Annotated in this window: 19 protein-coding genes; 10 read left to right on the forward strand and 9 right to left on the reverse strand. The window is 43.4% G+C overall.

What is annotated here, in order from left to right; all coding sequences use genetic code 11:
• Positions 1-75: 75 nt before the first annotated feature.
• On the reverse strand, positions 76-1,839 hold the full coding sequence (gene tfpB / locus BLQ60_RS02640; protein WP_092615539.1) for a type IV pilus assembly ATPase TfpB: 1,764 nt from the start codon (positions 1,837-1,839) through the stop codon (positions 76-78).
• Positions 1,840-2,067: 228 nt separating this feature from the next.
• The gene (locus tag BLQ60_RS02645; protein ID WP_092615542.1) at positions 2,068-2,712 is read right to left on the reverse strand and encodes a YiaD family glycine zipper/OmpA-like lipoprotein; all 645 of its coding nucleotides are present in this window, start codon (positions 2,710-2,712) and stop codon (positions 2,068-2,070) included.
• A gap of 342 nt (positions 2,713-3,054) precedes the next feature.
• On the opposite strand from BLQ60_RS02645, the gene BLQ60_RS02650 reads away from it, so the two are divergent.
• The 6 genes from BLQ60_RS02650 to BLQ60_RS02675 all read left to right on the forward strand — a co-directional run bounded on the left by BLQ60_RS02650 (position 3,055) and on the right by BLQ60_RS02675 (position 7,842).
• Complete coding sequence (locus BLQ60_RS02650) at positions 3,055-3,972, forward strand: acetyltransferase (protein WP_092615545.1); 918 nt, start codon at positions 3,055-3,057, stop codon at positions 3,970-3,972.
• 239 nt (positions 3,973-4,211) lie between these two features.
• Positions 4,212-5,255, forward strand: coding sequence for a hypothetical protein (locus BLQ60_RS02655; RefSeq protein WP_092615548.1), 1,044 nt, complete (start codon positions 4,212-4,214; stop codon positions 5,253-5,255).
• Between the two features lie 232 nt (positions 5,256-5,487).
• Positions 5,488-6,231, forward strand: coding sequence for a septum site-determining protein MinC (gene minC / locus BLQ60_RS02660; protein ID WP_092615551.1), 744 nt, complete (start codon positions 5,488-5,490; stop codon positions 6,229-6,231).
• 66 nt (positions 6,232-6,297) lie between these two features.
• Positions 6,298-7,110: a septum site-determining protein MinD gene (gene minD / locus BLQ60_RS02665; RefSeq protein WP_092615554.1), complete on the forward strand. Its 813-nt coding sequence runs from the start codon at positions 6,298-6,300 to the stop codon at positions 7,108-7,110.
• A 1-nt stretch (position 7,111) separates the two neighbouring features.
• Positions 7,112-7,384 (forward strand): cell division topological specificity factor MinE, encoded by a 273-nt coding sequence (minE, locus tag BLQ60_RS02670; RefSeq protein ID WP_092615557.1) that lies wholly within the window; start codon positions 7,112-7,114, stop codon positions 7,382-7,384.
• Positions 7,385-7,554: 170 nt separating this feature from the next.
• Positions 7,555-7,842, forward strand: a complete 288-nt coding sequence (locus BLQ60_RS02675) for a PA4642 family protein (protein WP_092615560.1) — start codon at positions 7,555-7,557, stop codon at positions 7,840-7,842.
• 91 nt (positions 7,843-7,933) lie between these two features.
• Here BLQ60_RS02675 and ypfJ read toward each other — a convergent pair whose 3' ends face one another.
• The 3 genes from ypfJ to BLQ60_RS02690 form a co-directional block, all read right to left on the reverse strand.
• Positions 7,934-8,839: a KPN_02809 family neutral zinc metallopeptidase gene (ypfJ, locus tag BLQ60_RS02680; protein ID WP_092615563.1), complete on the reverse strand. Its 906-nt coding sequence runs from the start codon at positions 8,837-8,839 to the stop codon at positions 7,934-7,936.
• A 44-nt stretch (positions 8,840-8,883) separates the two neighbouring features.
• On the reverse strand, positions 8,884-9,819 hold the full coding sequence (locus BLQ60_RS02685) for a DUF808 domain-containing protein (protein WP_092615566.1): 936 nt from the start codon (positions 9,817-9,819) through the stop codon (positions 8,884-8,886).
• 228 nt (positions 9,820-10,047) lie between these two features.
• Positions 10,048-10,596 (reverse strand): hypothetical protein, encoded by a 549-nt coding sequence (locus tag BLQ60_RS02690; RefSeq protein ID WP_092615569.1) that lies wholly within the window; start codon positions 10,594-10,596, stop codon positions 10,048-10,050.
• A 272-nt stretch (positions 10,597-10,868) separates the two neighbouring features.
• Between BLQ60_RS02690 and trpS the strand changes: the two genes are divergently transcribed.
• From trpS to pgaB (BLQ60_RS02705), 3 genes are all read left to right on the forward strand, one after another.
• A complete protein-coding gene (gene trpS / locus BLQ60_RS02695; RefSeq protein WP_092615572.1) occupies positions 10,869-11,882 on the forward strand; it encodes a tryptophan--tRNA ligase in 1,014 nt (337 codons plus the stop codon).
• 285 nt (positions 11,883-12,167) lie between these two features.
• Complete coding sequence (locus tag BLQ60_RS02700; RefSeq protein WP_092615575.1) at positions 12,168-12,578, forward strand: MmcQ/YjbR family DNA-binding protein; 411 nt, start codon at positions 12,168-12,170, stop codon at positions 12,576-12,578.
• Positions 12,579-12,673: 95 nt separating this feature from the next.
• Positions 12,674-14,059: a poly-beta-1,6-N-acetyl-D-glucosamine N-deacetylase PgaB gene (gene pgaB / locus BLQ60_RS02705; RefSeq protein ID WP_244515938.1), complete on the forward strand. Its 1,386-nt coding sequence runs from the start codon at positions 12,674-12,676 to the stop codon at positions 14,057-14,059.
• Here the strand turns inward: pgaB (BLQ60_RS02705) and pgaD are convergent.
• Genes pgaD through pgaA form a run of 4 tightly spaced genes read right to left on the reverse strand, consistent with a single transcriptional unit; the run spans position 13,977 to position 20,366 of the window.
• Positions 13,977-14,606: a poly-beta-1,6-N-acetyl-D-glucosamine biosynthesis protein PgaD gene (pgaD, locus tag BLQ60_RS02710; RefSeq protein WP_092615578.1), complete on the reverse strand. Its 630-nt coding sequence runs from the start codon at positions 14,604-14,606 to the stop codon at positions 13,977-13,979. The genes pgaB (BLQ60_RS02705) and pgaD overlap by 83 nt on opposite strands.
• Positions 14,599-15,894, reverse strand: a complete 1,296-nt coding sequence (pgaC, locus tag BLQ60_RS02715) for a poly-beta-1,6-N-acetyl-D-glucosamine synthase (protein ID WP_092615580.1) — start codon at positions 15,892-15,894, stop codon at positions 14,599-14,601. The genes pgaD and pgaC overlap by 8 nt, the downstream gene beginning before the upstream one ends.
• A 3-nt stretch (positions 15,895-15,897) precedes the next feature.
• Positions 15,898-17,895 (reverse strand): poly-beta-1,6-N-acetyl-D-glucosamine N-deacetylase PgaB, encoded by a 1,998-nt coding sequence (gene pgaB / locus BLQ60_RS02720; protein ID WP_092615583.1) that lies wholly within the window; start codon positions 17,893-17,895, stop codon positions 15,898-15,900.
• Between the two features lie 2 nt (positions 17,896-17,897).
• A complete protein-coding gene (pgaA, locus tag BLQ60_RS02725; protein WP_092615586.1) occupies positions 17,898-20,366 on the reverse strand; it encodes a poly-beta-1,6 N-acetyl-D-glucosamine export porin PgaA in 2,469 nt (822 codons plus the stop codon).
• Between the two features lie 192 nt (positions 20,367-20,558).
• Here pgaA and BLQ60_RS02730 point away from each other — a divergent pair, with 192 nt between their 5' ends.
• A complete protein-coding gene (locus tag BLQ60_RS02730) occupies positions 20,559-22,841 on the forward strand; it encodes a sulfite exporter TauE/SafE family protein (protein WP_092615589.1) in 2,283 nt (760 codons plus the stop codon).
• Positions 22,842-22,879 lie beyond the last annotated feature (38 nt).

Below are 22,879 nucleotides of genomic sequence, written 5' to 3' on the forward strand. Positions count from 1 at the left end.
TTATCATCGTGGGATCAAAAGCCAATGTAGATTGAGTCTTCATTGGCTTTTTTATTATCGATTGCAAAATCAATCCTATAACGGCACCACGCGCATCACTTCTTCAAAGCTGGTCAAGCCTTCTGCAATACGTTTTGCACCAGCCAAACGCAATGGTTGCAAGCCTTCTTGATACGCAGTCTGGCGAATCTGTTCCAAACTTGCGCCTTGTCCAAGTAAGCGTTTTAACTCATGGCTAATCGGCATCATCTCATACAGTCCAACACGCCCTTTATAGCCTGTGTGTCGACACTGATCACAACCCGCCGCCTCATAGACCTGTTCAGGTGCATGACCATTCCACGGTTGAGTTAATTGTTGCCACAGCTCGCGATCGGTTGTCACGGCTTTTTTACAATGTGGGCATAAGGTGCGCACCAAACGCTGTGCTAAAACACCAAGAATGGTTGCCGCAGAGAGAAACGGTTGTACCCCAAGATCACTTAAGCGTGTCAAGCTCGATGGTGCATCGTTAGTATGCAAAGTCGAAAGCACCAAGTGTCCTGTCAGTGCTGCTTGGATCGCCATATTGGCGGTATCTTGGTCTCGAATCTCACCGACCATGATAATGTCGGGATCTTGACGCATTAACGCCTTAATCCCATCCGCAAAGCCAAGATCAATGGCAGGATTAATCTGCATTTGGTTAAAGCTCGGCTCTAGCATTTCGATTGGATCTTCGATGGTGCAGACATTAACTTGATCGGTTGCCAAGGCTTTTAAGGTCGAATACAAGGTTGTGGTTTTCCCCGAGCCTGTCGGACCTGTCACCAAAATAATACCGTGGGTAAAACTGCTGAGCTTTTGCCAAGTTTCAAATAATTGCCCACTAAAACCCAATTGCTCGAATGAACGTACCAAAACTTCTGGATCGAAAATACGCATCACCATCTTTTCACCAAATGCAGTCGGTAAAGTCGATAGTCGTAATTCGGTTTCAATGCCTTTGGGTGTGCGGGTTTTTAGACGACCATCTTGTGGTTTGCGTTTTTCAGCGACATTCAAACGACCTAGGATTTTGATCCTTGCAATCACGGCGATCAAAATATTACTTGGCATGTCATAAATATTGTGCAACACCCCATCAATACGAAAGCGCACCCGACCATTATCTTTACGTGGCTCAAGATGAATATCACTGGCACCTTGCTCAAAAGCAAACTGTAAAATCCAATCGACAATGCGCACGATATGCTGATCATTGGCATCAGGATTATTGCTGACTTCACCCAACTGTAATAAGGCTTCCACACCTTTTTCAGATTTGAATGCACCTAAGCCCTGTGCTGACGCCACGGCACGACTGACTTGATAATATTCATGCAGATAGCGTGTCAGTTGTTCAGGATTCAGTAGCACCACATCTAAAGTTTTATTTTTAATGGTATTGCCTAGACCTGCCTTCCATTCGCTATAAAACGGTTGATCTGTGCCAATCACCACCCGATCAGCAAAGACTTCTACTGCCAAAATCCGATTTCGCAGGGCAAATTCTTGTGACATCACTTGGGTCAGTTTCGCCACATCGGCTTTGAGTGGATCAATCACAAAATAAGGCACATCCGCTTGCTGTGCCAGCCACTGACAGAGGCGATTTAAGGTCAATTTAGCCTCTGGATGCGCTTGATCGGTCACATTAAAATAAGCAATCCACTGCAAAGGATGCCATGTGAGTTGTTCTCTGGAGCGGGATGTGGTTTGGATCAAGCTCGCATCTTTATCGCTGAGCCGTTGTTCTTTTTTAAGCTGTGCAAGACACCATTGCAAATCGATTTTAAACGCCTGAGTACGCAAGTCCATAAGATGACACGGAAAAATAAATAAATTCGGTTGATCTTAGCACCGATTCTGTTTGGACTACAGCGGATTCCATGCAATCTTTTTTGAAAATTTTACTGAGGTTTCCGACTGATGTTTTTTTACTGTTTTTTGCCGTTTCTTTTGAATGGTTATTTTGGCTTTGTGCTAAAGAATGCACATAAAAAAGAGCGCCGAAGCGCTCTTTCATTACCATCTTATCAATCGAGATTAAGATGTTGCATAGACATTCAATTCGACACGGCGGTTTTGCTCTTTACCCGCAGCCGTGCTGTTTGATGCGATTGGGTTGCTTGCGCCATAGCCTTCAGAGCTGATACGGCTTGAAGAAACACCTTTGTTAATCAAGTATTGTTTAACAGCGGCAGCACGGTTTTTAGACAATGGAATGTTGATGCTGTCGTTACCTGAGCTGTCAGTATAACCAGAAACGACAACGGCAACAGAACCATCATTTAAAGTTTGCGCAACTTTATCTAATGTCGAATAGAAAGTTGGGCTAATGGTATACGAGTTGGTTGCAAAGGTAATGTTACCTGGCATCACCAAACCAATCGAACCATCGGCATTACGGTCAACTTCTACACCTGAACCTGCCAATTGTTCTTTTAGTTTTTTCTCTTTTTGGTCAAGTACATAACCACCTGCACCGCCAAGAATCGCACCAATTGCTGCGGCACGGTTATTTTGTGCGCTCGTGTTTGCATTGCCTTTAGAAAGACCATAGCCTGCTGCTGCGCCAATCACTGAGCCGATTGCTGCTTTGTTGTAGTCACGCTGACCTGTTGTTGGATCAGTTGTACAACCTGTTAATGCGACTGCCCCGATGACGGCTGAAATTGCTAGTGCACGCATGGCATGCCTCCTTCGTCTTGTGTTTAATATGTCGATCATTATGATATATAGTTTTGAATAAACCATTGAAGTAATGTAAAAAAGAGGCTATTTTTTTACAAATTGAAATATTTGTGACTCATGTCAGTGTTTCCTTCATCACATTCTGTTCACAATCTGCGCAGTTGTCTTGTTTCTTGTATTTTGCCATTCCTATTTTTGTCATTCTCATTTCTGCCATCCTCATTTTTGCTATCTTTATTATTATACAGTCGCACAGCAAATGACTGCGTATCTCTTGGCTTCATTGCACTTCTCTGCTATGTTTTTCCCACAGTTCGATTTCCATAATTTAGGTCTCACATGTCAAAAGTAAAATCAAACAATGTGTTTAAAAAAATTGCCAAAGGGCTTTCTGTGTCATCGACCATTACCGCCAGCACATTCTTACATGGGCCACCTGTGCTCGCTTTGGGGCTGACTCATTTATTTGGTCGGAATAAAAGCATTGACGACACAACGATCAAATTAACCAATAGTTGGCTGAATGTGAATAATTGGTTGATTGAGCATGTCTTACCTGAGACCAAGTGGGATATTCATGTCGATGATCAGCTTGAGCTGTCAATGGATGGTCGTTACATCATGATGTGCAATCATCAAAGCTGGGTGGATACCACGGTCAATCAGTATTTTGGTGTATCGCGGATGCCTTTGACTCGATTTTTCACCAAGTGGGAGCTGATTTTTATCCCTTTTGTGGGGCAAGCCTTTAAAATTCTTGATTTCCCGATGATGAAACGGCACAGCAAAGAACAGATTGCCAAAAATCCTGCACTCAAAATGCAAGACATTGAAGAAGCACGGAAATCTTGTCAGTATTTAGCCAATCAACCGTTTACTTTACTCAACTATCTCGAAGGCACACGCTTTACTCCAGCAAAACATGCTGCGCAACAATCGCCGTATCAAAATCTGCTCAAACCCAAAGCAGGCGGTTTGGCATTGGCGCTCAATTTACTTGGTGAGCATATTGATGCTTTGGTCGACATGACCATTGTTTATCCTGATGGCGCACCTGGTTATGGCGAATTTTGGCTCGGTGAAGTGCCTCGCATTGCGGTTGAACTGCACAAAATTGATTTACCTGAATGGGTTTTGGCGGGCAACTATGAAGAAGATGCCGAATTTCGTGGAAAATTCCAGCAGTGGGTCGATCAAATCTGGCGTGAAAAAGATCAGCGTATCAGCGCTTTGAAACAAAAATACGCCACGCAATAATTTTTAAGCTCTTCTTTTTATGCTATTTTCCTTAAAACACGCCAAATACAATGGATGATTCCATTTCATTTAAAAATGCTGTTTTAAGGAACTTGGCTATATTATTGAGCAAACTCACAATCACTGGATAAATGCGATCTTTTCACTGCGACAGCGATCTAAAGTCAAATCCATGTGAACTAAAAGCAGTGTGAACTAAAAGCAGTGTGAAATAAAAAGACAACGAGGATGAGGTCTGCATGACTGAGCGTAACGCACAACAGCAAAACCGCAAGACAATCGATCATACCACCACGCAGTGGAAGCTGTTCTTGGTCTATGATGTGATCATGATGATCTTGATTGTGCTGAATATTTTGGTGTTATTCATCCACTTTGTGATTCATAGTGACTTTGGCTCATGGGTTGCACAAGTGATGCACCTCAGCAATTTACGCCAAGATTATATCCATACCTTTGACCCCATCATTCAAGTCATTGATCGTTATTTTATTATTTATTTGATCGCAGAATTGGGCGTGCGTTGGTTGATTGCGATTATCTATAAACATCATCAGCGTTGGTGGTTTTTCCCTTTTGTGCATTGGTATGAGGTAATTGCCATCATTCCGATGTTGCGTTTTTTCCGACTGTTACGCGCTGGCGTGATTGCCTACCGCTTGCATGAACTCGGCTATCAAGTTGTGCCGCAAAATATCCTCAATCGTGCCAAGTTTTATTATGACTTGGTCATGGAAGAACTGACCAGCCGTATTGTACTCACCGTGCTCAAACAAGCTGAAAAAGAAATGAATGACAGCGATGGTGAAAATCAGCGCATTCACCAACTGATTGATCGGCACCGTGAACAATTTGCACAAGTGTTGGCGGGTGTCTTACAACAATCTCTTCCGAAAGCACTGCTCCTACAACGCCAGAATATCAGTGAAAATATTGGTCAAATCGTCTATCAAGCCATCGATGACACGCCTGAACTGACTCAACTGTTAAAATTGATGCCAGTGGTTGGCTCACGCATTGAAAGTTTGATCCAAGCCATTGGACAACGTCTGGGCGAAAATATCAGCAGTGGCATCATTGATGGACTGGCACAGCCAAGCAGTGTTGGTCAGGTGGCAAATCCAGTGCTGACTGAAGTGGCGCAAGAAGTCAGTCAGATCAAACTCAATACCGCTGAAATCGATGCACTAGCAGATTCCATCGTGCAAGAAAGTCTCGATCTGATCCGAGAGCAAATCAAAATCAAACAATGGCAACAAATTCTGGAAGAAACTCAGGAATAGTAACGTAAGAATAGCAGTTCAAGTATAGTAGCTCTAAAATGGACGCACATTATCCATCTGAGCGAGCTTTTTGTCCGAGTCAACGCTTTCGCAATTGCTATCGCCGTTAATTATTGTGCAAAAACCACATTTGCGACTAGAACAATCCTACAAATTGCTCTAGCATGTTGCCACATCATCCATGAATTTAGCCAACGCTTGAGATTTGGCAAGAAAAAGCAAAGGAACACACATGACAGACATACGCATCACTGGGCGCATGGTCAATTTTTCTCGTCTTACCTTTAGTAATAATGATTTAGAACAGATTCGCCAACAACTGAAAAGTCTTACTGACGGTCAAGGTTATGCAGGCACTTTGGTCATCATTGACAGTACAGTGAAACAAGAGTTAATTGTGTTGATTCAACTGCTGATCGAATTTGAACTGCAACCAATGGCGGTGGTCGATGGATTACTCGGTGAAGATGCCCGTGCCATCCAATTCCCTGTCCTGCCTAAAGATCAACCAATTCAGCGTATTACCGCCAGCTCTCAAGCCAATACTGCACCAGAAACAGAAGTGACTGCACCAACACATGGTAATAGCACTGAAACCGTTGGCTCGAATCAAACAACACCTGTGGCTTCACCTGCCAGCGCAGCAACGGTCTATCATGATGAAATCCTGCGCACAGGACAAAGTCTAGTCGAAGATCACGGCAACATCGTACTCACTGCCAGCATGAACAATGGCTCTGAGCTGATCGCTGCGGGCAATATTTTTGTTTATGGCACAGCACGTGGACGGATTATTGCAGGTGCCAGTGGTGACACGCAAGCACGCATCTTCTGCCAATGCCTTGAAGCACAACTGATTTCTATCGCTGGCACATTCTGCGTCTATGATGACATTCCTACGCAGTATCTACAAAAATCGGTACAAATTTACCTAAATAACAATCAAGAACTTGAATTTGAATTGCTATCCATTTAAGGTGAGTGAGGAAAAATTTGAACGCCCTCTAAGTTAGAGAATATAAGACAAGTAGGAGTATTTTCGGTGGCCAAAATTGTTGTCGTAACTTCCGGAAAAGGCGGTGTTGGTAAAACCACCACCAGCGCATCATTTGCAACCGGTTTGGCAAAACGTGGTTATAAAACTGTCGTCATCGATTTTGATGTAGGTTTACGTAATTTGGATTTGATCATGGGCTGTGAACGCCGCGTGGTCTATGACTTTGTCAACGTCATTAATAATGAAGCACGCTTACAACAAGCCTTGATCCGTGATAAAGACATTGAAAGTCTGTATATTCTTCCAGCATCACAAACCCGTGATAAAGATGCGCTCACCGATGAAGGTGTACAGCGTGTCATGGAAGAGTTGTCTGAGGAATTTGACTATATCATCTGTGACTCCCCTGCTGGGATCGAACGTGGTGCGATGCTCGCCATGTATTATGCGGATGAAGCGATCATTGTCACCAACCCTGAGATTTCATCGGTACGTGACTCAGACCGTATCATTGGTATGCTTGACAGCAAAACCAAAAAAGTAGAACAAAAAGAAGGACGTGTTCGCAAGCATTTGTGTATCACACGTTTTAATCCAGATCGTGCTGCACGTGAAGAAATGCTCAGCATTGAAGATATTTCACAAGATATTTTGCGTGTGCCAACCCTTGGCGTGATTCCAGAATGCCCAAGCGTATTACAAGCATCGAACGAAGGTAAACCTGTGATTCTGTATACAGAAACCAAAGCAGGTCATGCCTATGATGACTTAGTGGCTCGTTTCCTTGGCGAAGACCGTCCTTTCCGATACATTACTGCGCAACCAAAAGGCTGGTTGGCACGACTATTTGGAGGTTAAGATGGCAAGTTTTTGGAATAAATTATTCGGCAACGAAGAAAAACCGACCAGCGCACAAACTGCGAAAGACCGCCTCAAAGTGATCGTGGCTTCTGAGCAAGGCTTAGGTCGTCGCTTGAGCCAAGACAAGATTAACCAAATGAAAAAGGAAATCTTGCAAGTCGTTAGTCGCTATGTGCGTGGTGTGGATGAAGATCACATTCAAATGAGTGTGCGTTCTGAGGCTAACATCGAAATGTTAGAAATGAATATCAATTTGCCTGAAGACCGTTAATCTTAGAATTGACTAGTCACAACAGTGATTTCAAGGCAAAATATGAGACTGGATCGGCGAGGTACTCCTCGCCCAGTCGCAAGACGAGAAGCGATGCTTCGAGTGAAGTAGTATTATCGCTGTCGTTTTGCATTTAGAAATTTTATTTGTTTTTTTGCTAGGAATTTTGCATGGCGTTATCCCAACCAGCCACGTTTAATGAAGAATGGTCTGATGAGCGTGTATTTGCCTATCTCAATCAATTACCACCACAAGGTGTCAATGCCGACTTTCACGTGCTCTATCATGCGTTCAAACATATGCGCCCGTTTGATTATGAGCGTTTATTAACGCAATTTGTTGCGGATGGTCGTGATGTCAACGCCACCAATCCTGAGGGTGAGCGTATTCACGATGTGATTGCCAAATATCCACGTCAAAAAGAGGAATTCTTGGCGGTACTTGCGAAATTTGCTTGATGATCTTCAAAAAAGTCAAAAAAATGGCATCCGATGGGATGCCATTTTTTTTGATGTACTCAACCAAAGATGGTTGGACTGAACATATCGCTTATAAACTATTGGCGCCAAAAGTATCACATTGATTAATATCACCACTGCTGAAGCCACGATCAAACCAACGCTGACGTTGCTCACTGGTACCATGAGTAAAGCTATCAGGTACCACGCTACCACGTGCTTTACGTTGCAGATAGTCATCACCGATTTTTTCTGCGGCATCCATAGCTTCAGCCACATCACCCTGCTCTAGGAACTGCGTCCGCTGATTGGTCTGCTTCGCCCAAAGTCCCGCCAAGCAATCGGCTTGTAACTCTTGACGCACAGACAGCTGATTGCCTTGGGTTTCACTGGCTTGTTGGCGAGCTTGAGTCACTTGCTGAGAGATGCCGAGTAAAGTCTGAACATGGTGCCCAACTTCATGTGCGATGACATAGGCTTGGGCAAAATCACCCGCCTGATCTTGACGGCTCAATTCGGTTTGGTTCTGCTCACCTGTGATACCCATTTGCGTACGCATATCTTTAAAGAAATCGGTATCAATATAGACTGTCTGATCTGCAGGGCAATAAAATGGTCCCATGGCAGACTGACCTGTACCACAACCTGTGGCTGTTGCACCGCTATACATCACCAAAGTCGGCGCCTTGTATTCACGTCCAAGCTGTTGAAAAATCGGGGTCCAGGTATCTTCGGTATCAGCAAGAACAGTTGATACAAATTGACGTGCTTCTTTTTGCTCTGCCGTTTCATTTTCAGGCGCTGTCTGTGAAGCACTGCTGGTTTGCTGTGTGGCTTGCTTGGTCATTTGGTAGGCTTGCTGTGGATCTGCACCAAAAAACTTCCATGCGACAAATGCCACGACCAAACCAAGTACGCTCACGCCACCTGTTTTGACCGCCCCACCACCACGACGATCCTGTACATTATCACTGGTACGACGTCCTTTCCAACGCATGGTCTTACTCCTCAAATTTTAAAAATATTGCAACGCTCGGATGTTTAAGATTTTTTTGCAAACATTTTTTTGCCCAGCGTCACCAGCAATACCACGATAATTCCTGCAATCGCACCAATGGCAAAATTGATCAATGTTGGGGTGACTGCACCAAAAATACTGCCCACTGCAGGCAGATGACTGGTGACTTCCGCCGCATCTTCAGTGAAATGATGTAAAAACGGTAAAGCGTGGTTAATGATGCCACCACCGACCAAGAACATGGCAGCAGTACCAACAATCGACAAAATTTTCATTAAAATCGGTGAAAAACTCAATAAACCTTGACCGAAACTGGCGGCAACGCCGTCTTTATTTTCGACCAAATATAAGCCCATATCATCCAATTTCACGATCAATGCCACCAAACCATAAACACCGACGGTCATTGCAATTGCGATCAACGACAATACACTCACCTTGGTAATAAATGGTGCAGCCAATGAAATGGTGCCTAAGGTGATCACCACAATTTCTGCCGATAAAATAAAATCGGTGCGCACTGCGCCTTTGACTTTTTCATCTTCAAAGGCTTTCAGGTCACCTGCATCTTTTTCCAATTGCTGTTTGGCAACGTCCACGTCGTCTTTGGCATGTGGATTTTTTTTATGTTGAATGGTGTGCCAAACTTTTTCCACACCTTCATAACATAAGAATAAACCGCCAATCACCAAGAGTGGATTGATCAACGCTGGCGCAATCCAACTAATAAACAGCGCCAGTGGCACGAGAATCAGTTTATTCACAAATGAGCCTTTTGCCACCCGCCAAACGATGGGGAGCTCTCGATTTGCTTGCACACCGCTCACCTGCTGTGCATTCAAAGCAAGATCATCCCCCAAGACCCCTGCGGTCTTCTTTGCTGCGACCTTACTCATCACAGCAACATCATCCATAATGGTTGCAATATCATCTAAAAGTAGCAACAAACTACTAGCCATGTGCTGATTCCCTAATTAAACGAACAAAATGAATGATCAAAATCAATTCCCAAAAAAATAAATTGTACAGCGACATTGTACTTGTGCAATTTTGAGCTAAACCTTTGATTCTGTCACAATAATTAAACTTGCCGTGTAGTGCAACAAAATTTCTGCTAAAAACTGTAGCAAAAATCGCTAGTTCACTGCATTTTTCTCCACATCGCACGCATTGCGACAGTCATACGATTAATCCTGAAAATTGCCCTGTTGAATCACTTTGCCATAGCGCCGAGTATTTGGATATTGTGGGTAGCGGTTGACGGGATAAGCATATTGCGTCTGTGGTAAATATTCTGTGGTCTTGCGATAGGTGCCACCATAAGGCAAATAGACTTCTTCGCTACTTTGATAATGATATTGCGTTTGTGGCTGTAGATAGCCCTGCACATTCGGCGTACCAATATAGACTTGCGCACGATTGCTTGGATAGCGATTGCCATAATTATCGGGATAGCCGTAAGGATAATTATTCGGATAAGGCTGAGGATAATTATGAGGATAAGGCTGAGGATAACGATTATACGGATTATTGCGTTGCTTGGTCAGATGACCATAGCGATTGTTGGCGATGCGATCAGGTTTGACATCGACCGCACGATACGTCGTCGGCGCAGCATGACTCGAGTGATTGAATAACATCAAGCTCGCCATGCCCACACATGCAAAGATCAAGGTCAAATTGCTCTGTATCATCGTCAATTTACCATGACTCAAATTTTGAATATTGCTGTGCATCTTGCATACTCCATGTCATTTTTATTCGCTGTGTATCGGTCATTCTCTCCGTATAGTTTAGCCGAAATTCCAAGCGCAGCGATTTTGAGATTTGTATCTCAACAACTTCCCGCTTTTGTGCATCACTTTGCGATATAGCGTCCACTCATTTCCGCCCTAGCAATAAGCACTATGCATTCTCGTTCAGCTTCTTTACAATACTGCTCCGATGAACTTGGCTTTTTTGAAATGCCAGTCACTGCACAAATTACACATTTGCATGGGAATATATTATGACTCAATCCGCAGAGCGTCCAATTATTTTGACTGGCGATCGCCCAACAGGACAATTACATCTAGGACACTTTGCTGGGTCATTGCGCACCCGTGTTGGCTTACAAGATACCCATCAACAATATTTACTCCTCGCTGACACCCAAGCATTAACAGACAATGCCGATAATGTCGAAAAAGTACACCGCAACATTGTCGAAGTGGCACTCGATTATCTGGCTGTTGGTATCGACCCAAGCAAAACTACGATCTGCATTCAGTCTTGCTTGCCTGCGCTGTTTGAATTGACTAGCTATTACATGAACTTTGTCACCGTGGCACGTCTTGAACGCAATCCAACCATCAAATCTGAAATCCAAATGCGTGGTTTTGAACGGGATATTCCCGCAGGTTTCTTGTGCTACCCCGTCTCTCAAGCGGCTGACATTACTGCATTTAAAGCCACATTAGTGCCTGTTGGTGAAGATCAGATTCCAATGATTGAGCAGACCAATGAGGTGGTACGCCGTGTCAATCGTCAGATTGGTCAAGATGTTTTACCTGAGTGTAAAGCACTGCTTTCTAATGTTGGGCGTTTACCTGGTTTTGATGGCAAAGCCAAAATGTCAAAATCACTGGGCAATACCATCGTCCTGAATGCTACAGATAAAGACATCAAAAAAGCCGTCAATGCCATGTACACCGATCCAAATCACTTGCGCATCGAAGACCCAGGTCAAGTTGAAGGCAATGTGGTATTCACCTATCTCGATGCTTTTGATCCAAATAAGGAAGAAGTCGAAGAACTCAAAGCACATTATCGCCGTGGCGGACTGGGTGACGGTACCGTGAAAAAACGTCTTGAAGGTGTGCTCAAAGAACTGCTCGAACCGATTCGTGAGCGTCGTAATGAGTTGGCGAAAGACCCATCTTATGTCATGGATGTATTGCGTGATGGTACAGATAAATGTCGTCTCATTACCCAAGAGACCTTAGATGAAGTCAAAGCTGGCTTAGGCTTGTTTCGTTTTTAATAACAATGAGCGGTCGACGGGCTGGCTGACTTTCCATACCAATCTAAGAATGTAAAAATATTATAATTGTAATTATTTCTGCGTATTTAATCACATTATTTACGCAGCTTTACATTCTTTTACGGCAAGACTAAAGTCATCTTCGCTCGCCTATTGCATACTGAATGCATAAGTTCAGAAGCAAAGCACTTCGAAACATGAAATCGATATTCAACGCAATGATTCCCCCAGATCATTGCGTTTTTTTTAACTTTTTTTGCCGTGCCTTATTCATCGGAGCATCACATGACAAAAGTGTCTGAACAAGAAAAAGACTTTCATCCAAATGATTTTGATCGGAGCGACTTTGATCGGAGCACACTCACCGAATATATCCAAAACCATTATCAAACCGATCCAGAATATCCTTGGGCAAGTTATCCAAAACATGCGGTGTTTCGACATGCCAGCAATCAAAAATGGTTTGCGGTGTTGATGGACATTGCCAAAAGTAAACTGGATTTACACAGTGACACGATTGTCACGGTACTCAATACAAAACTGCCACCAGACTTCATTGGTTCTGCACGGCAAAATGCGGGAATATACCCTGCCTATCATATGAATAAGGAACATTGGGTGAGTATCGTTTTATCAGAGGCAACAGCACAAATCGTGTTGGACTGCTTGCATGAAAGTTATTTATGTACCGAATGAACTGTGATTCAAAGCGCAGTTTTAAAAATGATTGATTTATAATGCTTTTCAATTATCGTTTTATGATGAGCAGTTTTATGATGTGTATGTGTATCATGGCGAATCGCACTTTCGCTACTGATATGATGACCACCTTTTCACATCAATTTTCTAAACATTTCTTTAAACTTTGCCATCAATTGAGCACGCTATTTTTGATTGTGTCTTTGGCATCTTGTGGTGGTGGTGCTTCGAGTTCAAATACGTCATCGAATAACCAAGCCTCGAATAACCCAACAGCTAACAACCAAACAGCCAACAATCAATCCATGAATTCGACATCTTCAGAAAATTTAACCACAAGCACAGCACTTAGCACGATGACGCCAATTGATATTTCCTCACATCCGATCAACGAGATTTTAAAACAATATCAGTCGATTACACCGAATAATAGCAGCACTGTGACTATGCCAGAACAGATGCGCATCATGCACGTCGATCTAGATTATGTTTATGATGCCGATGCGACACAGCTCAAGCGCAATATCGATGCACTGATAGAGCAGATCAAGACCGTGCAACCGAATACCGTGTTTCTACAAGCCTTTGCTGATCCAGATGGCAACGGTTCTGCCGATGAAACCTACTTTGACAATCGTCATCTGCCGACACGTGCGAATATTTTTGCCACAGTTAGCCAAGCGATCAAGTCTAATACCGACGTCCAAGCCATTTTTGCGTGGCTACCTGTGATGGCGTGGGAAGTCCCGAACAATAGCGACTTTGTCAAACATGCCAATGGTAGCAGTACAGGTTATATTCGTCTTTCACCGTTTGTAGAAAAAAACTTGCAAATCATTGCGGATATTTATCAAGATTTTGCCAAGAATAATGCGGTTGATGGCATTCTCTTTCATGATGATTTAACCTTAAATGATTATGAAGATGCGCATCCTGATGCGATCAAAACCTATACGACATGGGGCTATGATCAAAGCTATATCACGACACCTTTGCAAGAGAAACAGCTCCAGTTTACGCAGTTAAAAACGGCTTACCTCGATCAACTTGCCTATGGGCTTGGCGAATTGGTGAAGAAATATCAACCGAATATCAAGACCGCACGCAACAGCTATGCCATGATTCATCTCGACAATGATAGTGAACGCTGGTTTGCGCAGTCCCTAGAAAGCACCTATAAATATTATGACTATAATGCAGTGATGGCGATGCCATATATGGAAAAAGTCAGCAATCATCAGCAGTTTTATTTAAATCTGATCAATGCAGCAAAGCAGTATGACAGCGATCTCAGTCACACTGTTTTTGAGCTACAAAGTGTCAACTGGAATACTCAACAAGCCATCGACAGTGCGGAAATCATTCAAGATATGCAATACCTCGAATCGCATGGCGCTAAGCATTATGGTTATTATCCTGATAACTTTTTTCAGAATCATCCAGATGGCGAAGCAATGCACAGACAGTTTGCGCAGTAGCCGTGGTTTCCAGCAATGGATTGAGGTCAAAGCCAACCACTTCTCCATGATCATTATGGTGTAGGGTAATGATTTTATGGTGCTGAAGCTGCTCATGTTGTTCAACATCCACATTAAATTTGTGGCTGAACTGCTGATCTGGGGTCACATAAAAATTTTGTCGGCGGGTATAGTTACGAAAGCGCAACCAGTTATAGCCAGCCCAAATTAAGAACATCACATCCAATATAATAATCGCAAACGCAATCCATTCCAGGCGTTGTAACTGTTCATCCAAACTATAATGCCCGAACTCACGGTACATAATGTAAAACTGCACGACCCAAAAAATCAAAGTGATCATTGGGATAATGCACCACATCCATGCTGCCCAACCAATGAACTGCAACAGTGTATAGGCAGCACGGTTTCTGACCAACTCTGATCGATCAATAAACTCAGGCAAGTTCAGCTTTTTCGGATCGGTTTCAATACCAAATTCACTTAAATCCTGTACGGAATGGTCATGCTGAGTATGTCGATGTTCTGGTAGATTTCTTTTACTCATTGGACGAATCTCCCGATGATTGGAAGCCTCGGTCAGGACTGACCCAACGTGCCCGTGTTTTGGTATTAAATACTGTTTTTGGCAAGGCGACAATGGTGGTCATCACCGATAGCATCCAGAAAAAAATCGGATACCAAATCGTCCAAATATAGTTGCGATAAAAGCGTCCACCGTCATAGCGTTTATCAATATATAGGCTCAGCCCAAACTGACACAAACTGGTGAATGCCAGTAAAGCGCCGTACCACTGCGGTAAAATAGATTGTACATACCAGTCTTCAGGCATCGGAAAAAACAGCCCAAGTAGATATAAAATCGCAATTAACAGAATAATATACGACCACACCACACTGATTAGATTTTCAAAAATCATCAACCACATACGACGCAAATGCCAGTGAAAAATCCTCGGCATATAGTGAAATAACACCTCGATTCCACCTTGTGCCCAGCGTACCCGTTGCTTCCACAGACCTTTAAATGTTTCAGGCATATAGATATAACACAAGGCTTGTGGCACATAATGAATATCCCAATGGTCAAACTGTAAACGCCATGAAATATCAATATCTTCGGTGATCATTTTCTCCGACCAAAAACCAACACGGAACAGTGCCGATTTACGAAATCCTGCAATCACCCCAGATACAGTAAAAATCCGCCCATAGGTTCGCTGCGCACGTTTGATCAGTCCAATAATTGAGGAGAATTCACCGACTTGCAATTTACCCAAAATGCTAGAACGATTCAAAATCCGTGGATTTCCTGTGACAGCGCCAACACGGGGATGGTTCGCCAATTGCGCCATCATCCATAGTGCCGCATGCGGATGTAACAAGGCATCACCATCAATACAGATCAAATATTCATACTGGCTGACCAGCGCACCCGCATGCAGTGCAATCGCCTTACCTTGATTTTCTGCCAAATGCACCACCCGCAACTGCGGATATTTTTCTGCCAATTGATTGAGAATCTTTGCGGTATCATCGCTACTGCCATCATTGACGGCGATCACTTCAAACTTTGGATATTGGGTCTGAATCGCATAACGAATGGTTTCATGTACCTGCGCCTGCTCATTAAAGCAAGGAATAATGATGCTACAGCCTTCTTCGGTGGGAATCGGCAAATCTGGGGTCGGGATTTCACGGCGGATAAAAAAGATAAAACCGCCGAGCATCCACAACCACGCCATCGCCAGCGGATAGAAAAATGCCATACCGAACAGAATGTCAGCGAGGGAGAGCTGTCGAACTACGTCAAAGAATTGATATAATGCCTGCATGCATTACTCCTGCCACGTCTTATAAGTGACAGGGCTACTGTTCAAACTTAACGATGGATATAAATATTGATGGATCGCTGAAGATTGCGTCAAGGTATACGGGCTCACACCGAGCTTCCGAATCCCTAATTTTTTCAATTGTGCAAAGGCTTGATTCATGGATTTTGCTTGATCGGCATTGAGCGAATTCGGCAAAATCAGATTAATCATCACACGCTGTTTTTGTGATTCTGATAAAGTTTGAATTTGCTGAACCACCTCTGAAAATGCAGTTGGACTGCGTAATCCATCCACATCAATGATCAGCAGATGATCCCCTTGCAAAAATTTTTGGAAATGATTTTTTAACGCCTGAGCATCGGTTTCTACCAAATCCACCCGCAATGCCGTCAAAAACTGATCACTTAAACTTTCATACGGTCGGGTCTGAACTCGAATTTGATCGAGCAAGTGTTGGATTTGTTTGAGCTTTTGCTGACATTCAGGGCGCTGATCACTTGGACTATTCCACAGACATGCCAATTGTTTTTTTGCATCCAGACTAATTCCAGCCAAATACGGACTGTGTTTGGCAATATCTTGGCTTAAATTCACCACCAAATCGGGCTGTTTAGGATCAGGATATACTGGCAAATTTACCCAGACATTTTGACCTACCCGTGTTTTGGCTTGCCATGCGACACGTGATAGTAAGTCATATTGTGTGCGAACCCACTGCGTTGGGAAGTACGCCGTTTCAAATATCCCATCAGCATTTTGATCTGCCATCGCATCCAGCGATAAGTGAGAATTTCCAAGGGCTGACATTGCATTGAGTAACTCACCGAGTTTGGCATCCGATTGCGCTAAAGTTCCTGCCTGCAACTGTTGCATGGGAAAACTCAGCATCCGTGCCTGTTGCATGATGACATTGTCACCGCCACGTTCAATATTCTGCACTTGTTGATGGATTTCTTCTGGCATCGGATTATCAAAAATCAATACCCGCTGATAGGTCTCATCGTGCACATTGCTAATCGCACTGCGCCCAAGGCTAAACGATTGGGTAAACCCCGCCTGCTGTGCCAAATCTTGCGCAGTGCCATTGACTGCACCATAAGGCCAAATGATCGCTGTGGTTTTTTGTCCGAGCTCACGATCCAAAACTTGCTTCGAATGTTTTAAATCTTTAAACACCCTTGTGCGATATTCCGCATCACTTTCATAGCGTTTTAATTGTGGGAAATATTGCGGGTGTATCGCCGCCGCTTTTTCATTTAACTGCGGATTACTAATAATGCCTTTATGCAAATCATCACTATGCGAGGCAAAATCGACCAATCCCGTCGCCTGCATCACACGCATCTGATCCCAGCTCATGAGGTTACCATCGCCATAGGCTGCATAGCCTGCTTTGGTATTGCCGTTGATCCAACTGGTCGGAATGGCAAATACCGCATGATATTTATACAGTTTCAACAACGGAAAAACACGATTGTAACTACTCAATGCACCATCATCAAAACAAAGCAATACCGCTTTTGCAGGCAATTTATATTTACCCTGCTTAGCATCTTGGATGTTTTTTAGGCTAATTGGCGTCCACTGATTTTGATTGATCCACTCAAAAAACGCCGCCAAATTTTGTGTACTGACAGCATATAAATCTCGATCACCTGAGCGCTTGACATCATCTCGCACATCGTGAAAAGTCAAAGCAATAAACTGTTGTCCCAAGCTATTTTCGCTAAAGTCGTTATGATCATCTGCGGATGGATTCGCACGCACTGCTTCATTAGATGAATTATTGATTGATGCTTGCGATGCTGACAAGTTTTTCCCCGATTGTAAAAACTGATTGGCGTCTTGTGCATGCCCCAATACAGACAAAGTCAAGAGAGGCAAACTGAAGGTCAAGCACAGCGACTTTTGCATCGCCCGAACCACCAGAGATTTTAAATCTGCCCGTTCAACTGATGCAGATTGTCCGTGCTGTGCAGACTGTGAAAACACATGAGGCATGTTTAGAACCTCCCTTCAAGCCCAACCATTCCAAAGGTGCGTTGCTCTTGCTCACCATCATAGGGGTGTTGTTTCCAACCCACGCCATAACGCAATTGCCAAGTTCGTGACAAATCCCACTCATGACTATACTGCACCACATAGGTCGGCAAAGTGTCATAATCCGCTTGGGCATAGTAGCCAACCGCCGCTTCAAAGACTTGGTTTAAAGATTTTTCATAATTACGCCATGTCATCCAGTCGTGTCGTACATTCAGCTCTAAACTGTGATGATGATCAGGGTTAAAATAATCGGCGTTATCCAGACTATTCTTGCCATAATATGCATAAACCGTGCCTTCAGTACGATGATGCGCCGAGTTCCAGAGGTCTTGGTTAAAACTCGCAGAAAGCTCTTGGCGTTGGTTGCCATCATCAATATCGGTAAATTGATAACCGACATTAACACGGCGAGATTCATCTTTTTGCCACGTCAGATTGGCTTGATAGGATTGCCCATTATGATCATCAACCAATGCTTGCATCGGAATATCGGCAGCAGTATTGACACCTAAACCATAATTCCAGTGGTCATTGAGCCAATGCGACCATTGCAGATCAACCCCCGCCCGATCGCCTGATTCAGACTGAGACACCAGACCTGACAATGATTTGCGATTTACTGTCCACTCAAGCCCGACGCCATAACGATTTTCTTCAATCTCGCCATCACGGAATTCGCCCCAACGATTACGATACTCGGCATAGGCTCTGAAATTGTCCTTAAACCACGGCGTATACAGCGTGGTGGTGCTATCACGATCACTCAAGCCTTGCAGACTTCTCGCTTCACTGGCATTGTCGGCTTTACTTTCACCAAAGCTGGTCTGATGAGAAATGGCAAAACGATCACGGTCGTCCAGTTCTTGGCGGGCTTTGATCACCCCCGTATCATCAGGATCGAGTTGTTCTAACTTTTCCAGACCTGTGCGCCAAGCAGGCACATTACCCAAGGCTTGCGCATTTTGCATGGCATTGAGCTGTCGTGATTTAGATACAGGCTCAATCGCATTGAGTCGTGCGAGCGTTTGCTCCGCTTGCAAAGGTTTGTTGCGCCAGCGCTGGATCATCGCCAGTTGCGTGATATAGCTTTCATTGTTTGGTGCGACTGCCAGCAAATCTTGGAAATACTTTTCGGCAACAGCCAAGCGATTACTATACGCCTGATGTAAACCATATAAGTTGATGTACGCAGAACGATCAGGATGCACATCGGCATTTACCCCTGCGGCGTCACTATATTGCTTCTTCGGCAAAATCTGATCGAGCTTTTCGAGCATCTGCTCAGCTTCTTTAAACTTCTCTTGCTCAATCAACGCATAATACAGCCCAGAATAGGCACTAAAATCAACCGCTTCTGACTGTGCGATGACATGCTTATACAGTGGTTCAGCTTGCTTTGGCTGACGGGCATTCAGATAGGCATCGGCCACTGCTTGTTCGACATAAGCAGGAATCTGCTGTTGCTCATAACCCAGCTGACGATAGAGATCAATCGCCTGCTGTGATCGACGACGCTCACTCAGTACGTAAATCAGATCATAATTAAACGCCTTATACATCGGGTCTTTTTGATCAATTTGCGTGGCATAGTCCTGCATCTCAACAATCACTTGATCGAGCTTTTCGTTAATATTCGGCTCCAACCATGCCATCCGATAGTCACGCACCTGCAAGGCTTGCTTGATCTGATCGGCAAAATAACGCTGTTTGGTTTGATAACTCAATGCATTATTGCGATCTGCCAAGCCATGTTGTTCAGCCACTTGCTGGGCTTTTTCCACGCTACCAAGGGCGTTAAGCGTGGCAATGTATTGATTAATTGCTTCTTGATTGTCGGGTTCTGCCTGATAAGCCTGCTCAGTCAATGTTAAACTTTTCACTAAATTCCCTGAAATGCGATAGGCATAAGCAAGCTGCAAACGCTGTGAGGTGTTCAACTGCGCTTCATTGAGCTGATCCAATTGCGTTAATGCCTCTTCTGGTTGGGCATTTTCTGCAAGTAACACACCATGCATCAGACTTAATGCAGTCGACGGCTGTTGCTTTGAAAATTGCTGTGCCAACGTGATCGCTTGCGGAAATTGCTTCTGATCTCGCAGCGCAGACAAAGTGGTCATATAGGCATACTGCGGATAGCTTGCCGCATCAATCTTTTGGATATATTGCAAATCATCGGCTGATAATTGCTGATGCTGATACGCTAACATGAGATAATCGGCGATTAACTTTTGCTGTGTTGGATGCTGTGCCAACAGCGTTTTCAACTGTGTTAAGCCTTGCTCTACTTGTCCTTGACGAATTTGTAAAACAGCTTGCTCACGCAGTGAATCTACAGATTGTGCCTGTGCGATGCGTTGATCATCGGCATGCGCAGGAACAAAAATTGAAGCCATTGAGATAGCAACGGCTAAGTGCAGGCGAATTGGCATAAACACACCCCAAGGGTAAAATTTTTAAAATTTGAAAAAAGTTGGAAGATGAATGTGAAACAGTTCACCAAATATAATTTGTATTCCCTGCCACATATGTTGTAATAATATTAACTTTGTTTTACATTCGTATGTGTTTGTAATACTTGTAAAACAAGAACATAACAATAATAGGTGATCTAAAGAGGATATATGGATTGTTGGAACATACTCGCACTTGCGCCGACCACAGATTTACGCTCAATCAAGAAAGCCTACGCCAAACAGTTAAAACAAATCGACCAAGAAACCGATCCTCAAGCCTTCATTGCCTTACGTGATGCCTATGAACATGCACAATATTTAGCACGATATATTTTAACCAGTGATGACGATGAAAATAGTGATGACGATGAAGATAACGATGATGAGGTATATGCTGACCAAGAAGCATCATCACCAAACTACAACTTCGGCGCAGATCAAGGCTTAATCGAAGACCTGAGCGAAAATCAAAATCATAGTCTAGACGAAGATCAAGACCTCAGTGAAAACCAAATCGCTCAACACGCCAAGCAAATTGAAAACATCGAATACAGTTACCAGCAGTTTGAACAACAACTTCAAGAGCAAAACCAACAATTTCATCTCTATGAAGCACTTGCGGAGATTCAAGCTCAGCTTGAAGCATTAGATCCATCTATCGGTGTGGAATATGTACAACGCTTCTCGGCATTACTTGAACGCTACAATTTAGATAGCTTTAAATCGCAACTCAAGATTTCAGCGACAATACAGCAAGATGTTGAACAGACAGATGTTTTCAATGCACCAATTTCCGATACTGAGGCTTCAGAGACATCTTTTACCGATGCAGAATTTTCTCAGGGAGATGATGGCAATCATGATAGTAATATCTATGAGGAAAATTTCAATGCAAAGAACGCCAATGAAGAACGCATCCATACTGAAAATTTAAATGGACAAAACTTTAATGAACGCAATTTAAATGAACAAAGTTTAGATGAACAGAATTTAAATCACGATTTTATTAACCCAGATACCGACACCTCAAGGCAGTTTTATCAGGCTCTTGAGCAAAATATTGACGCTATCGAAGCACGGGATTTTTCTCCAAATCAATTTCAGCGTTTTGAGCAACTGATTCACCAAGTCAATGAATATTCTTTTGAGCAACAACTCGAGCTCAAAGAACGCATGATCTATAGTTTTGCCGAGATTGATGCCACGCAATATCAAGAGGATTTTGCGCCGTTTATTCTCTTGTGGCAGCAATATTTCCCGACCGAAGATGATTGTTTAAATCAAGATTATTATGCCGAGCAAGTCCAGCTTTTGGTTGAGTTTTATCAAAAACAAGATCTGATCTATCAGCATTTACAGCCCTCTAGTCAGCAAGCATATTTGCATTTGACGGAAAACCGCCAATTTCAACCGTGGCAAATGCTACTGCTCAATGGTGAGCTAAATAAGCAATTTCCATCTAGGCATTATCTGGATGAGTTGCAAATTGCAGATCGTGATCGCAATGCCAATTTTTTGTATTTAAATGACGTTCGACATTGGCGCCAAGCGCTGTGGATGATTATCGTACTGTTCGTGGCATCCACTTATTACGTCAATTATCATATTCATGCTTCAGCACTGATCAAGGCGTTGATGTTGCTGTTTTGCATTGTCTGGTATCTGTTTATTCAATCTCCGATCAAAGCCCGCTTGCTCAGTCATCCTGAGCACACAACCATTCAACTGCGTCTGAGTCAATTGTGGTTTTTCTCAGGCATTGCCCTGATCATGAGCACACCATTTCTGCTCAATAGCGTGCATCAGAGTATGGCAATGCTTTGGTTACTCGTCACATTGGTTCTGTTTAGCATGGCAAGTGCCATTGTGCCAAGCGCTGTGAAAATGTTATTTCTTTATCCACGTAAAATCGTCGCTGATCCGTGGATTATGGCGATTGCCAGCATGCTATTTGCAGTGATCTTTTGGGCGGTGATCACGCATGAGTTCCAGCCTGAGTTACTGTTGTCGATGGGGTTTATTGCGATTCCTGTCGGATTCTTACTGTTTCCTGCTTTTTTCCAGCCATTGTTTCAGTCTTTTGAATTTCGCCGAAACGCTGTATTCAACACAGCCGATGCGCCCAAACCAACAACTGCTCGGAGCAAACCACGAACATATTTTAATATATTGATCATTGGATTTTGGCTCTTTGTAATCGGTTTTCATGTGTTGAAAGCACCCGCATTGTCACCCGATTTACTCCTTGCTATTGGTTGTTATCTCAGTTTATTTTTGCTGGCGGGCAAGCCGAGCACGCTATATTATTTTTATAAATATCTGTGTTATATCAGCCTGTTAATCGCAACAGCGGTCACGATTATTTTACCGATTTTAGGGTTGTATTATTTGTTTTATTCAGCAAGAGAAGACATTCGCGAATATAAAGCACATCGTCATCAACCCAATTAAACGATGTGCCAATCTGATTAAGCGATGTCCCTGTCTAA

This window comes from Acinetobacter marinus, assembly GCF_900096915.1.
In the GTDB taxonomy this organism is placed as follows: Bacteria; Pseudomonadota; Gammaproteobacteria; order Pseudomonadales; family Moraxellaceae; genus Acinetobacter; species Acinetobacter marinus.

Coding starts and splice junctions, on each gene's coding strand:
- tfpB (WP_092615539.1), bottom strand. CDS start 1,839: ATGGACTTGCGTACTCAGGCGTTTAAAATCGATTTGCAATGGTGTCTT.
- pgaC (WP_092615580.1), bottom strand. CDS start 15,894: ATGCAGGCATTATATCAATTCTTTGACGTAGTTCGACAGCTCTCCCTC.
- BLQ60_RS02645 (WP_092615542.1), bottom strand. CDS start 2,712: ATGCGTGCACTAGCAATTTCAGCCGTCATCGGGGCAGTCGCATTAACA.
- pgaD (WP_092615578.1), bottom strand. CDS start 14,606: ATGAGTAAAAGAAATCTACCAGAACATCGACATACTCAGCATGACCAT.
- BLQ60_RS02700 (WP_092615575.1), top strand. CDS start 12,168: ATGACAAAAGTGTCTGAACAAGAAAAAGACTTTCATCCAAATGATTTT.
- pgaB (WP_244515938.1), top strand. CDS start 12,674: ATGGCGAATCGCACTTTCGCTACTGATATGATGACCACCTTTTCACAT.
- BLQ60_RS02675 (WP_092615560.1), top strand. CDS start 7,555: ATGGCGTTATCCCAACCAGCCACGTTTAATGAAGAATGGTCTGATGAG.
- ypfJ (WP_092615563.1), bottom strand. CDS start 8,839: ATGCGTTGGAAAGGACGTCGTACCAGTGATAATGTACAGGATCGTCGT.
- BLQ60_RS02655 (WP_092615548.1), top strand. CDS start 4,212: ATGACTGAGCGTAACGCACAACAGCAAAACCGCAAGACAATCGATCAT.
- BLQ60_RS02685 (WP_092615566.1), bottom strand. CDS start 9,819: ATGGCTAGTAGTTTGTTGCTACTTTTAGATGATATTGCAACCATTATG.
- BLQ60_RS02730 (WP_092615589.1), top strand. CDS start 20,559: ATGGATTGTTGGAACATACTCGCACTTGCGCCGACCACAGATTTACGC.
- trpS (WP_092615572.1), top strand. CDS start 10,869: ATGACTCAATCCGCAGAGCGTCCAATTATTTTGACTGGCGATCGCCCA.
- BLQ60_RS02690 (WP_092615569.1), bottom strand. CDS start 10,596: ATGCACAGCAATATTCAAAATTTGAGTCATGGTAAATTGACGATGATA.
- minC (WP_092615551.1), top strand. CDS start 5,488: ATGACAGACATACGCATCACTGGGCGCATGGTCAATTTTTCTCGTCTT.
- BLQ60_RS02650 (WP_092615545.1), top strand. CDS start 3,055: ATGTCAAAAGTAAAATCAAACAATGTGTTTAAAAAAATTGCCAAAGGG.
- minE (WP_092615557.1), top strand. CDS start 7,112: ATGGCAAGTTTTTGGAATAAATTATTCGGCAACGAAGAAAAACCGACC.
- pgaB (WP_092615583.1), bottom strand. CDS start 17,895: ATGCCTCATGTGTTTTCACAGTCTGCACAGCACGGACAATCTGCATCA.
- pgaA (WP_092615586.1), bottom strand. CDS start 20,366: ATGCCAATTCGCCTGCACTTAGCCGTTGCTATCTCAATGGCTTCAATT.